This window comes from Pseudomonas sp. NFX1 (assembly GCF_051123555.1).
GTDB classification, from domain to species: Bacteria; Pseudomonadota; Gammaproteobacteria; order Pseudomonadales; family Pseudomonadaceae; genus Aquipseudomonas; species Aquipseudomonas capeferrum.
Map to the genome: position 1 here is coordinate 4799756 of NZ_CP169366.1, position 13191 is coordinate 4812946.

Below are 13191 nucleotides of genomic sequence, written 5' to 3' on the forward strand. Positions count from 1 at the left end.
GACCCCATGGAAGACTCAGGAGGCCAAGATGCACCTCTGCTCCATCGATCAGGCAGTCGACCAGGCGCTGTCGCGCCTGCCGGCCCACATTCACATGGGCCTGCCGCTGGGCCTTGGCAAACCCAACGCCTTCGTCAATGCGCTGTACGCCCGAGTGCGCGAACTGCCCGAGCGCCAGTTGACGATCTACACGGCCTTGTCCCTTGGCCGTCCACCCTTGGGCGACGGCCTGCAGCGGCGCTTCCTCGAACCCTTCATCGAGCGTGTGTTCGCCGATTACGAAGACCTCACCTACCTCGCCGACCTGCGCAACGACCAACTGCCGCCGAACATCCGCGTCGAGCAGTTCTTCATGCAGCCCGGCAGCCTGCTGCACAGCGAGAGCGCCCAGCAGGACTACGTCAGCAGCAACTACAGCCACGCCGCCCGTGACATCAACGCCAAGGGCCTTAACCTGATTGCCCAGATGGTGGCCGCCACCCCAGAAAAGCCCGTGCACCTGAGCTTGGCCTGTAACCCCGACATCACCCTCGACCTGCTGCCGATGATCGCCAAGCGCCGCGCGGCCGGTGAAACCATACTCATGCTTGGCCAGGTGCATGCCGAGCTGCCCTACATGCCGGGTGACTCGGAGCTGAGCATCGACGCATTCGACCTGCTGATCGATGAGGTGGAGCAACGCCGGCTGTTCTCCACGCCGAACATGCCGGTCACCACCCAGGACCATTGCATCGGCCTGCACGCCAGCACCCTGGTGCGTGATGGCGGCACGTTGCAGATAGGCATCGGCGCCATGGGCGATGCCGTGGCCGCTGCGCTGTTGGCGCGCCAGGGCGACAATGCGGGCTATCGGGCATTGATGGATGAACTGGATGTTGGCCCATGGCAAACCCTGATCCAGCGCGAAGGGGGGCTGGATGCCTTCGCCCAAGGCCTCTACGGATGCAGCGAAATGTTCGTCAACGGCCTGCTGGCGCTGGCGGAGGCGGGCGTGGTGCGGCGCCCGGCAGACGAGCAGGGCGTATTGGTGCATGGCGGGTTTTTCCTCGGCCCACGGGCGTTCTACCAACGCTTGCGGGACATGCCGCTGGAGCAGCGCGCACGGTTTGCCATGACGCGTATCAGTTTCATCAATGAGCTGTATGGCCAGGAAGAACTGAAGCGCCGCCAGCGCCGGGATGCGCGGTTCATCAATACGGTATTCACCATGACCCTGCTGGGCGCGGGGGTGGCCGATCAGCTGGAGGATGGCCGTGTGCTCAGCGGCGTGGGCGGGCAGTACAACTTCGTCGCCCAAGGCCACGCGCTGGAGGGCGGGCGATCGATACTGCTGTTACGTAGCTGGCGCGAGGCGGCGGGCGAGGTCAGCTCGAACCTGCTGTGGGCCTACGGCCACTGCACCATCCCCAGGCACCTGCGCGATATCGTGGTGACCGAGTACGGCATCGCCGACCTGCGCGGGCAGACCGACAGTGAAGTGATTGCGCGGTTGTTGGCGGTCAGTGATTCGAGGTTCCAGGGCGAGCTGATCGAACAGGCCAAGAAGGCCGGCAAGTTGGCCAGGGATTTCCAGCTGGAAGCACGCTTTACCGACAACACGCCAGAGCGCCTTGAGGCCATCCGGGCGCGCCATGCAGGGCTGTTTCCGGAGTATCCGCTGGGCACCGATTTCACGGCCGAAGAGCGTGACTTGCTGCGGGCGTTGAACTGGCTGAAGAGCAAGTTCAGGTTGAGCGAGGTACTGGGGCTGGGCAAGGCAGCGCTGGATGCGCCGGGGCCGGAGGGGTATGCGGCGCAGTTGGCGCGCATGGGGTTGGGGGAACCCCAAGGGCTGAAGGAAGAAATCTATCAGCGGTTATTGCTGGCGGGTTTGGCGGCGACCCGATAATTGTCGGGGCCGCAGAGCGGCCCTTTCGCGACGCAAGGCCGCTCCTGCAGGCTCGCGCGATCTGCTTCACCTATAGGAGCGGCCCCAACGGCGATCACTCGATGAAGCTGACCACACCACCTGCCAGCGACTTCACCCGCGCCAGCGATTCAACGCGGTAGCCCTGGCTGTCCAGCTCGGCACGGCCGCCCTGGAACGACTTCTCGATGACGATACCCAGCCCGGCCACCGTGGCGCCAGCTTGCTTGATGATCGAGATCAGTGCCTGCGACGCCTTGCCGTTGGCCAGGAAGTCATCGATCACCAGCACGCGGTCGCTGCTGTTGAGATGACGCGGCGAGATGGCCACGGTGTTCTCGGTCTGCTTGGTGAAGGAGTACACCGAGGCAGTCAGCAGGTTCTCGGTCAGGGTCAGCGACTGGTGCTTGCGCGCAAAGATCACCGGCACGCCCAGCTTCAGGCCCGTCATCACTGCCGGGGCAATGCCCGAGGCTTCGATGGTGACGATCTTGGTCACGCCGGCGTCGGCGAACAGGCGGGCGAACTCGTCACCGATCAACTGCATCAGCGCAGGGTCGATCTGGTGGTTGAGAAACGCGTCGACTTTGAGAACCTGATCGGAAAGCACGATGCCTTCTTCGCGAATCTTCTGATGCAGTGCTTCCACTGTGGTTTTCCTCGATGTAGCAAAGGTGGCCGCAACAGCGGCAACGGTTAAAGAGTAAGGGTTGATCAGCGTTTGAGCATCGCCCGAATATCGGCCAGTGCGTTGTTGCCACGCGCAGCTTTGACTTCGACTGGCGCATCGTCCAGGCCTTCCCAGGCCAGGTCGTCCGGCGGCAGTTCGTCGAGGAACCGGCTCGGTGTGCAGTCGATGATTTCGCCGTACTGCTTGCGCTTGGCCGCAAAGGTGAAGGCCAGGGTCTGGCGCGCGCGGGTGATGCCCACGTAGGCCAGGCGGCGTTCTTCTTCGATGGTGTCGGCTTCGATGCTGGAGCGGTGCGGGAGGATCTCTTCTTCCATGCCCATGATGAACACGTAAGGGAATTCCAGGCCCTTGGAGGCATGCAGGGTCATCATCTGCACGCCTTCGGCGTTTTCTTCCTCTTCCTGCTGGCGCTCGAGCATGTCGCGCAGCACCAGCTTGCCGATGGCGTCCTCGATGGTCATGTCACCCTCTTCATCCTTTTCGAGGGTGTTTTTCAGCGCTTCGACCAGGAACCAGACGTTGCTGATACGGAACTCCGCCGCCTTGTCGCTGGCGGTTTGCTGGCGGATCCAGTTCTCGTAGTCGATGTCGCGGATCATTTCGTGCAGCGCGGCGATCGGGTCGTCCAGCGCCACCTTGTGGCGCACCCCGTCCAGCCAGTGCTTGAAGCGCTGCAGGCGCTCGGTGTAACGGGCGTCCAGGTGCTCGCCCAGGCCCAGCTCCTCGCTGGCGGCGTACATCGAGATACCGCGTTCGGTCGAATAGTTACCGAGCTTTTCCAGGGTCGTGGAGCCGATTTCCCGGCGCGGCACGTTGATGACCCGCAGGTAGGCGTTGTCGTCGTCGGGGTTCACCAGCAAGCGCAGGTAGGCCATGAGGTCCTTGACCTCCTGGCGGCCGAAGAAACTATTGCCGCCAGACAGGCGATACGGCACCTGGTGGTGCTGCAGCTTGAGTTCGATCAGCTTGGCCTGGTAGTTGCCGCGGTAGAGGATGGCGAAGTCGCTGTACGGGCGGTTGGTGCGCAGGTGCAGGGTGAGGATTTCCATGGCCACACGTTCGGCCTCGGCTTCCTCGTTCTTGCAACGGATCACGCGGATCTCGTCGCCCACGCCCATCTCGCTCCACAGCTGCTTTTCGAACGCGTGCGGGTTGTTGGCGATCAGCACGTTGGCGCAGCGCAGGATGCGGCTGGTGGAGCGGTAGTTCTGCTCCAGCATGACGATTTTAAGGGAGGGGTAGTCCTCCTTGAGCAGCATCAGGTTCTCGGGCCGCGCGCCGCGCCAGGCGTAGATCGACTGGTCGTCGTCGCCGACCACGGTGAACTGGTTGCGCATGCCGATCAGCATTTTCACCAGCAGGTACTGGCTGGCGTTGGTGTCCTGGTATTCGTCGACCAGCAGGTAGCGCACGCGGTTCTGCCAGCGCTCCAGCACCTCGGGGTGTTCCTGGAAGAGCTTGACCGGCTGCAGGATCAGGTCGTCGAAGTCCACCGCATTGAACGCCTTGAGCGTGCGCTGGTAGTGGGTATAGACGATGGCGGCGGTCTGCTCGCGCGGGTTGCGAGCCTTTTCCAGGGCCTCGGGGGGGAGGATCAGGTCGTTCTTCCAGGCACCGATCATGTTCTTGATCTCGTCGATGCCGTCGTCGCCGGAATACTCTTTCTGCATGATGTCCGACAGCAGCGCCTTGATGTCGGACTCGTCAAAGATCGAAAAACCAGGCTTGTAGCCCAGGCGCTCATGCTCCTTGCGGATGATGTTCAAGCCCAGGTTGTGGAAGGTGCACACGGTCAGGCCGCGGCCTTCCCCCGGCCGCAGCAGGGTGGCGACCCGCTCTTTCATCTCGCGCGCGGCCTTGTTGGTGAAGGTCATCGCCACGATGTACTGGGCACGGATGCCGCAGTTCTGGATGAGGTGGGCAATCTTGCGCGTGATCACGCTGGTCTTGCCGGAACCTGCACCGGCGAGCACCAAAAGAGGGCCGCCAACGTAGTCTCGGGCTTCCTGTTGCCGGGGATTGAGTCGGGACATGCTAGAAACCGGGGGTCGCCAGAAAATAGCCGCGCATTCTAACAGGCATGGGCCGGTTATGGCGCGACCGTCTGACGTCTGAGTCAGACTTTTGTCTGCGCATAAGCATTAGTCAGGCTCATGCTATTCATTGAAAAAATCGTATTTGCCGGTTGGCCTGGTTTCGCGCAGGATGCACGACGAAATGCGTCGGGGTGTACATGGCTAAAAATGGAAATCATTTTCATTAATGCAGTAGCATACCTGGCCTCTGCCGCTGCCCCGTCCAAGCCCTAAGGAGCCCGCTTGTCCACGCCTGTCGAACCTCTGCGTTTGCTGCTGTTGGCTGATGAGCCGGAATGGGCCGTGCTGTTGCGTGAGTGCGTGCAGGCCCTTGGCGGCAGCGCAGTGTTGTTGACCGCACCTGACTGGGAGTCGGTCGACAGCCTGTTCAGCCATGACCGCCAGGCCGTGATCCTGGCCACACCGGCCTTGCAGCCTGCCCCTGGGCGCTGTGAACTGCCCACCATCGTGCTGCTCGATCACGAGCCGGAGGTAGCGCCCGGCGGGGTCAGCGACTGGCTGGTGCGCGACCATCTCAATGCTGATGCCTTGCGCCGCTCGCTGCGCCATGTGCGCGAGCGCGGCGTGCTGGTGGCCACCTTGCAACGCCTGGCCGAGCAGGACCCACTGACCGGCATCGCCAACCGCCAGGGGTTTCAGGCCTTGCTGACGGCGCGCCTGGCAGAAGGTGATGGCCGTGGCCTGGCCCTCGGCCACCTTGACCTGGACAACTTCCGCCACGTCAACGACGCCCTCGGCCACCAGAGCGGAGACCGCCTTATCCTGCAGGTGGTGGTGCGGCTCAAGCAGCAGCTGGAGGCCGGTGACCTGGTGGCGCGCCTGGGCAGCGACGAATTTGCCCTGCTGATCGATACCCGCCGTGACCCGAATCGGGCCGAGTGGATGGCCGAACGCATCATCGAGGCCTTGGCCGAGCCCTACTGGATCGACGGCGAAAGCCTGCTGCTCGGCTGCAGCCTGGGCCTGGCGCATGCTCGCGCGCAGAGCGGTGCCGACCCCCTGATGTGGCATGCGCACATCGCCATGCGCCAGGCCAAGGGCAGCCAAGGCTGTACCTTTCATGTCTTCAATGAACGCATCAACCGCAACGCCCGCAGCCTTGCCGACCTGGAAAGCGAGCTGCGCCGGGCCCTGCGCCGGGACGAGCTGGAGCTGCACTACCAGCCACGGCTGAACCTGGCCGATGGGCGTATCGTCGGCCTGGAGGCGTTGGTGCGCTGGCGCCATGCCGAACGCGGCCTGTTGCCGCCCAGCGAGTTCGTGCCGCTGGCCGAGCAGAGCGGGCTGATCGTGCCGCTGGGCTACTGGGTGATATCGCGCGCGCTGCGTGACATGCAGGCGCTGTGCGAGCATGGCCTGGCGCCGCTGCACATGGCGGTGAACCTGAGCTTTCGCCAGTTTCAGGACAGCCAGCTACTGACGACCCTGAGCCGGTTGATCATCGAACACGGGGTCGATGCCCGCTGGCTGGAGTTCGAGCTGACCGAGACGGCGGTCATGCGCCGCAACGAGCTGGTACGCCAGACCATGGATGCCCTGGGGCGCCTGGGCGTGCGGTTTTCCCTGGATGATTTCGGCACGGGGTTCTCGTCGTTCGTGCACCTGAACAGCCTGCCGATCGCGTTGCTCAAGGTCGATCGCAGTTTTGTTGCCGAAATGGAAATGCGCGAAGAGAACCGCAAGCTGGTGCACGCAATGATCAACCTGGCGCACAACCTCAACCTTGAAGTGGTGGCCGAGGGGGTCGAGAGCGAGGCACAGATGGCCTTGCTGCGTGAGTTCGGCTGTGACCAGGTGCAGGGGTTTCTGGTCAGCAAGCCGCTGCCGGTAGGGGAGTTGATGGCGTTTTTGCAGGAAAGTGGCAAGCCGCACCTGGTCAGCGTGTGAAATAGCCGGGGAGGGCAAAGCGCCCCCCGGGTATTCAGACCGTCACCGCTGCCTTGCTGCCAGCCCCAGCCTTGCGCAGCAACCGCTTCATCCGCCATTCAAAGCCAAAGGTCAGCGCCACTGCCGCGCAGGCCAGCCCCAGCGCCAGCCCCCACCAGATCCCGACCGCGCCGCCACCCAGGTTGAAGGCGAACAGCCAGGCGCTGGGTGCGCCCACCAGCCAGTAGCAGCACAGCCCGATCAGGAAGGTGGTCTTGGCATCCTTCAAACCACGGATCGAGCCCATGGCGATGGTCTGCATGCCATCGAACAGTTCAAACCACGCCGCCACCATCACCAGTTGCACGGCCAAGTGGTAGATGGCCGCGAACGCCGGGTCGTTGCGGTCGATGAACAACCCCACCAAGGCATCCGGCAACAGCCAGAACAGCGCGGCGAAGGCGAACATGATCATCCCCCCGAAACCGATGCCCACCCGGCCTGCGCTGCGGGCGGCGAGCAGGTTGCCGCCGCCGTAGTACAAGCCCACGCGCATGGTCACGGCATAGGACAGCCCGGTGGGCACCATGAACGCCGTCGAAACGATCTGCAGCGCGATCTGATGCGCCGCCAGTTCCGTGCTGCCGAGCACGCCCATGCACAGCGCGGCAAAGGCGAACAGGCCGACCTCGACCATGTACGTGCCGCCAATCGGCAGGCCCAACCGCCACAACTCGCGCAGGGCCGGCAGCGAAGGGCGCGACAGGCCCTTGCGCAGCGGGTAGGCGGCATAGGCCGAATGCCAGCGGATGTACAGCGCCAGGGCAATGGCCATGCCCATCGACACCACCGCAGTGACCAGGCCGATGCCCATCAGGCCCAGCTTGGGCAGGCCGAACATGCCTTCGATCATTGCGACGTTGAGCAGGTAGTTGAGCACCGTGCCAATCACGCTGATGACCATTACCGGCGTCGAGCGGCCGAGGGCGCTGGTGAACCCGCGCAAGGCCATGAAGGTCAGGTAGCTGGGCAGGGCCAGCGGCAGCAGGGTGAGAAACTCGGCTGCCGAGGCGACGTTGTCCGGCTGCTGGCCGAACATCAGCAATACCGGCTCCAGGTTCCACAGCGCCAGCGCCGCGACCAGCGCCAGGCCCCAGGCCAGCCACAAGCCGTTCTGGGCCAGGCGGGTGACGCCTTCGATGTCGTTGGCGCCCTTGCGGATGGCCACCAGCGTGCCGACAGCGGCGATCACGCCCAGGCAGAAAATCGACACGAACGAGTAGCTGGCAGCGCCCAGGCCACCGCCGGCCAGTGCTTGTGGGCTGATGCGGGCCATCATCAGGGTGTCGGTCAGCACCATCAGCATGTGCGCCAACTGCGAGGCGATCAGCGGCCCGGCCAGGCGCAGCAAAGCCTTGAGTTCGGTGGTGGGCGCTACATGCATGTGAGTAGTCCTTCTTCCTGATTTTTGTAAACAAGGGGCGAGTCTGAGGCTTTGGTCAACTTTGCACAAAAGGATAAAAGCGATCATTGGCATGAGTCTGACTCATGGGTATATGCTGCGGTCGATCGGTTTCACAGCCCCGTATGGCAGGTGCCTCATGTCTCGTCAGCTCCCTCCGTTGTATGCCTTGCGCGCATTCGAAGCCGCTGCCCGGCTGAGCTCCTTCACCCGCGCCGGCGAAGAGCTGTCCATTACCCAGAGTGCTGTCAGCCGTCATATACGCACCCTTGAGCAGCACTTCGCCTGCCGCCTGTTCGTGCGCAGCGGCCGCAGCCTGCAACTGACCGAAGCGGCAAGGGTGTTGCTGCCCGGCGTGCGCGAAGGCTTCGCTGCGCTGGAGCGGGCGTGCGATACCTTGCGCGGTGAAGATGACATCCTGCGCATGAAAGCGCCCTCTACCCTGACCATGCGCTGGTTGCTGGCGCGCCTGAGCCGCTTTCGTCACCTGCAGCCGGGCAACGAAGTGCAACTGACCAGTGCCTGGATGGAAGTCGACCATGTCGATTTCAACCAGGAGCCTTTCGATTGCGCGGTGTTGCTCAGCGATGGCGTGTTCCCGGCACATTGGGAGGTGCGCCGGTTGTTTCCCGAACTGCTGATCCCGGTGGGCGCACCGGACCTGCTCGACGAAGCACCGTGGGACGAGCATCGGCTGGCCTGTTTCGAGCTGTTGCACCCGACGGTGGACAAGCGCGACTGGCGAGAGTGGCTGCAGCGCATGGGGCTTGGCGACAAGGTCTCGCTCAAGGGCGGCCAAGTGTTCGACACCCTGGAGTTGGGCATGATCGCGGCGGCGCGTGGTTATGGCATATCCATGGGCGACTTGCTGATGGTGGCCGAGGATGTGGCGCAGAAGCGCCTGAGCCTGCCCTGGCCGACGGCGGTACCCAGCGGCATGGACTACTACCTGGTGTGGCCGCGTACCCGGCCGGGCGGCGAGCGGCTGCGGCGGTTGAGCGCGTTTCTGCACGACGAGGTGGCAGCCATGGACCTGCCGAAGGTGGAAATCCTGCCGGCGATTGGGCCGCAGCGCGACCCAATACGCCCCTGAGCCTTACATCGAGCCCAGGTTCAAGGCCTGCGCACAGGCCTGCAACGAGCGGCGCTCGCTTTGCGCATACAAGGCCAGTTCATCCTGCACCTTCAGCCCCAGTGCGGCCTCGAAGGCCTCACGGTTAGCGTTGCTGCCGTAGTCTGCCTGCGCATCATCGCCCAGGTTGGACTGGAAGATCCCTGCCGCGCTTACCGGCAGGAAGTCTTCATACACCAGCGCCTCGAAGTGCACATGCCCTGCCTCGATCAGCCCCTGCAGGGTGGTCGGGCGCTCGCGCTGATCGCGTGCGGCCAGGCCTTTTTCGGTGGCGAAGTAACGGAAGTACGCCAGGCCTTGCTCGCGCATCTGCGCCAGGTCATCCGGGAATTCCGCGAAGGTCTGGCTCAACAGCGCCTTGTAGCGCTCGGCATTGGCTTCGGCGGGGGCACCGCCCAAGGCCGCACGGGTGGCATCGAGCAACTTGTCGTAAAGCTGGCGGCCCTTCGGCGTCAGCGCCGCACCGCGCTGTTCGATCTCGCCGAAACGTGCGGTGTGGCTGCCCTCGCTGCCTTGCTGGTCGCAGAAGGCGACCTTTTCCTGCAGTGCCTTGAAGCTGGTCTGGCGCAGCAGGATCGGGTGACGACGGGTGGGCGGGCCTTCGACCACGGCTTTTGGCGGGATGCCCTTGGCCGGCATGCCGACCTGGATCGCGTCGATGTCCAGGGTGCGCGGGGTGAGGTGGTTGATGTGCGGGCCTTTGAAGGCCACCACATCGGCGATCAAACGGTGCTGGTCGTGCAGTTGCTGGTACTGCTCGGCGGTTACCGTGGCGTCGTGGTGCCAGCGGAAGGTGTGCAACGCTTCCTGCACGAAGGCTTCGGCGTCGGCAGCACTCAGGCCGCCGTCACGTTCGCACTGCTCGATCAGTTCAAGCACGCGCGGGGTGAAGATCTCGCGTTTGGCCAGGATGCCCTGCGCCAGCTCACGCAGCTGTGGGTTGTCGATCAGTTCCAGGCGCAGCAGCGAGGTGAACACGCGGAACGGGCTGACATGCAGCGATTGCTCGTGCACGGCGCGAAATGCCGTGGAATGCACCGGTACGCCCGCCGAGCTGAGGTCGTAGTAGCCGACGGGCTCCATGCCCATCACCGCGAACAGTTTGGCGATGGTGGCCAGCTCTTCGGCGGTGCCGACACGGATGGCACCGTGGCGCTCCTGGTCCAGGCGTTCGATTTCGCCGGTCCAGCGCAGCGCTTCGGCCACTTTGGGTTGCTGGGCCATGACCTGCTGGTTGATTTCGCTCACCAGCTCCAGCAACGTGCCATACAGCGGCACTTCCTGTTTGTACATGAGCGACATGGCGGCAGAGAACTGCGCGCGGATGCTGTCTGGGCTGACGAAATCGTGGGCGGGCATCGCTAGCTTCCTGGTTAGGTTCGGACGCTTACATGAAAGCTGGGAATGCACATGGCTCACAAGCGAAAAAAAGTGGGTGTGTCATTCCTTTTTTGATCGACCTAAGGGCCGCAAAGCGGCCCCGGCACGCTCAATGCTGCAACTGCTCGCGCACCCACTCCACCAACGCCCGCACCTTGGGCACTTCCGCCGCATGCTCGGCATACGCCAGGTAATGCGCCCCGGTACTGCGCATTGCATGATTCCACGGAATGACCAGGCTCCCTTCATTCAATTCCTTGGCCACCAGGTACCGCGGCACCAACGCCACCCCACACCCCGCCTGCGCGGCGCTCAAGGCCATGTAGAAGGTATCGAACCGCGGCCCGTGATAGCTGCTGACGCTGTGCAGCCCCAGCTCGAGAAACCACTCATGCCACGCTTCCGGCCGCGATGTGCTCTGCAGCAGCACCAGTTCGGCCAACTCTCCCGCATCGGCCAGCGCCCGCCCGGCCAACAGCTCTGGCGCGCACACCGGTACCACCTCTTCGCGGAACAGCTCTACGCAGGTCGCCCCCGGCCAGGTGCCCTGCCCATAGAAGAACACCACGTCCGCCGAGCCTTGCAGCAAGGCGAACGGCTCCATCTCGTTGCGGATGTCCAGGTGGATATTGTTGTGGCGTTTGCCAAACCCCTTGAGGTGGGGGATCAACCAGCGCACGCCAAAACTCGGTTGAGTGGCTACCTTCAATATCTCGGTCTGCTCGCCATAGGTCAGGATGTAGCGGCTGGAGATGTCGACCTGGGTGAGGATCTTGTTGACCTCGGCCAGGTACAGGCTGCCGGCTGGGGTCAGTTGCAGGCGGCGGCGAATGCGCAGGAACAGGTGGTGGCGCAGCATGTCTTCGAGCTGCGCCACCTGCTTGCTGACCGCGCTCTGGGTCAGGTGCAGCTCTTCGGCGGCACGGGTGAAGCTTAAATGACGCGCTGCGGCTTCAAAGCACTGCAGGGCGGTCATGGAGGGCACCAGGCGTTTGGACATAGCGGTCTCTGCGGCTCAAATCATTACCTGACGGAATGATATGCGGAATAAAGGTCGTTTGTTGCACTGGTGTGATCGGATTAATACTGATCCACATCATTTTTCCACCCCATCACCGATGTAGGAGATGCACCAATGGTTGCTGGATTGCTCGAGCGTCTTGGCGTTGCCGCCGAGGCTTACACCCAGGGCGACTACCCTGTTCACACGCCGATCGACGGCAGCCAGATTGCCTCGGTGAAGCTGCTCGGCAAGGCCGAGACCATCGCCCGCATCGATCAGGCCCACAGCGCCTTCGAAGCCTGGCGCAGCGTACCGGCCCCACGCCGTGGCGAGCTGGTCCGCCTGTTCGGCGAAGTGCTGCGTGAGCACAAGGCCGACCTCGGCGAGCTGGTTTCGATCGAAGCCGGCAAGATTACCCAGGAAGGCCTGGGCGAAGTGCAGGAAATGATCGACATCTGCGACTTCGCCGTCGGCCTGTCGCGTCAGCTGTACGGCCTGACCATCGCCTCCGAGCGCCCGGGCCACCACATGCGTGAAAGCTGGCACCCGCTGGGCGTGGTTGGCGTGATCAGCGCCTTCAACTTCCCGGTGGCCGTCTGGGCCTGGAACACCGCGCTGGCCCTGGTGGCCGGTAACTCGGTGGTGTGGAAGCCGTCGGAAAAGACCCCACTGACCGCTCTGGCCTGCCAGGCGCTGTTCGAAAAAGCCCTGAAAGCCTTTGGCGATGCACCGGCTGGCCTGGCGCAACTGGTCATCGGTGGCCGTGAAGCGGGCGAAGCCATGGTCGACGACCCGCGTGTGCCGCTGGTCAGCGCTACCGGCAGCACCCGCATGGGCCGTGAAGTCGGCCCACGTGTCGCTGCCCGCTTCGGCCGCAGCATCCTCGAACTGGGCGGCAACAACGCCATGATCCTGGCGCCGAGTGCGGACCTGGACCTGGCCGTGCGTGGCATCCTGTTCTCGGCCGTCGGTACTGCCGGCCAGCGCTGCACCACCTTGCGCCGCCTGATCGTGCACCGTTCGGTCAAGGACGAAGTGGTTGCCCGCGTCAAAGCCGCCTACGCCAAGGTGCGTATCGGTGACCCACGCAAGGACAACCTGGTGGGCCCGCTGATCGACAAGCTGTCGTTCGACGCCATGCAGGGCGCGCTGGCCAAGGCCCGCGACGAAGGCGGCCAGGTGTTTGGCGGCGAGCGTCAGCTGGCTGACCAGTACCCGAACGCCTACTACGTATCCCCGGCCATCGCCGAGATGCCGGCCCAGAGCGACGTGGTGCGCCACGAAACCTTCGCGCCGATCCTGTACGTGCTGGCCTACGACGACTTCGAAGAGGCCCTGCGCCTGAACAACGAAGTGCCACAAGGCCTGTCCTCGTGCATCTTCACCACCGACATCCGTGAAGCCGAGCGCTTCCAGAGTGCCTCGGGCAGCGACTGTGGCATCGCCAACGTCAACATCGGCACCAGCGGCGCCGAGATCGGCGGTGCGTTTGGTGGCGAGAAGGAAACCGGCGGTGGCCGTGAGTCCGGTTCGGATGCCTGGAAAGGCTACATGCGTCGCCAGACCAACACCGTCAACTACTCGCGCGAGCTACCGCTGGCACAGGGTATCGTGTTCGACTGATGCTGCATGGCCGGGGGCATTGCCCCCGGTTC

The 13191-nt window shown here is 63.8% G+C and carries 9 protein-coding genes; 4 read left to right on the plus strand and 5 right to left on the minus strand.

Going from position 1 to position 13191, the window contains the following annotated elements:
- Positions 1-28: 28 nt before the first annotated feature.
- Positions 29-1888: an acetyl-CoA hydrolase/transferase C-terminal domain-containing protein gene (locus tag DJ563_RS21635; RefSeq protein ID WP_434518313.1), complete on the plus strand. Its 1860-nt coding sequence runs from the start codon at positions 29-31 to the stop codon at positions 1886-1888.
- A 94-nt stretch (positions 1889-1982) separates the two neighbouring features.
- On the opposite strand, the gene DJ563_RS21640 is transcribed toward DJ563_RS21635, so the two are convergent.
- Together DJ563_RS21640 and rep are read right to left on the minus strand one after the other, a co-directional pair.
- Positions 1983-2555 (minus strand): xanthine phosphoribosyltransferase, encoded by a 573-nt coding sequence (locus DJ563_RS21640; RefSeq protein ID WP_033702269.1) that lies wholly within the window; start codon positions 2553-2555, stop codon positions 1983-1985.
- Between the two features lie 65 nt (positions 2556-2620).
- Complete coding sequence (gene rep / locus DJ563_RS21645) at positions 2621-4630, minus strand: DNA helicase Rep (protein ID WP_434518314.1); 2010 nt, start codon at positions 4628-4630, stop codon at positions 2621-2623.
- 285 nt (positions 4631-4915) lie between these two features.
- On the opposite strand from rep, the gene DJ563_RS21650 reads away from it, so the two are divergent.
- The gene (locus tag DJ563_RS21650; protein WP_274099358.1) at positions 4916-6580 is read left to right on the plus strand and encodes a putative bifunctional diguanylate cyclase/phosphodiesterase; all 1665 of its coding nucleotides are present in this window, start codon (positions 4916-4918) and stop codon (positions 6578-6580) included.
- A gap of 34 nt (positions 6581-6614) precedes the next feature.
- Here the strand turns inward: DJ563_RS21650 and DJ563_RS21655 are convergent, their stop codons facing one another.
- Entirely contained in the window at positions 6615-8003 is a 1389-nt protein-coding gene (locus DJ563_RS21655; protein ID WP_274099357.1) for a NorM family multidrug efflux MATE transporter, read from the minus strand.
- 157 nt (positions 8004-8160) lie between these two features.
- Between DJ563_RS21655 and DJ563_RS21660 the strand changes: the two genes are divergently transcribed.
- Positions 8161-9114, plus strand: a complete 954-nt coding sequence (locus DJ563_RS21660; protein WP_434518315.1) for a LysR substrate-binding domain-containing protein — start codon at positions 8161-8163, stop codon at positions 9112-9114.
- A gap of 3 nt (positions 9115-9117) precedes the next feature.
- On the opposite strand, the gene hglS is transcribed toward DJ563_RS21660, so the two are convergent.
- Both hglS and DJ563_RS21670 read right to left on the minus strand, forming a co-directional pair.
- Positions 9118-10512, minus strand: coding sequence for a 2-oxoadipate dioxygenase/decarboxylase HglS (gene hglS, locus DJ563_RS21665; RefSeq protein WP_434518316.1), 1395 nt, complete (start codon positions 10510-10512; stop codon positions 9118-9120).
- 130 nt (positions 10513-10642) lie between these two features.
- On the minus strand, positions 10643-11533 hold the full coding sequence (locus DJ563_RS21670; RefSeq protein ID WP_274099354.1) for a LysR family transcriptional regulator: 891 nt from the start codon (positions 11531-11533) through the stop codon (positions 10643-10645).
- A 135-nt stretch (positions 11534-11668) separates the two neighbouring features.
- Between DJ563_RS21670 and amaB the strand changes: the two genes are divergently transcribed.
- On the plus strand, positions 11669-13159 hold the full coding sequence (amaB, locus tag DJ563_RS21675) for an L-piperidine-6-carboxylate dehydrogenase (RefSeq protein WP_274099353.1): 1491 nt from the start codon (positions 11669-11671) through the stop codon (positions 13157-13159).
- Positions 13160-13191 lie beyond the last annotated feature (32 nt).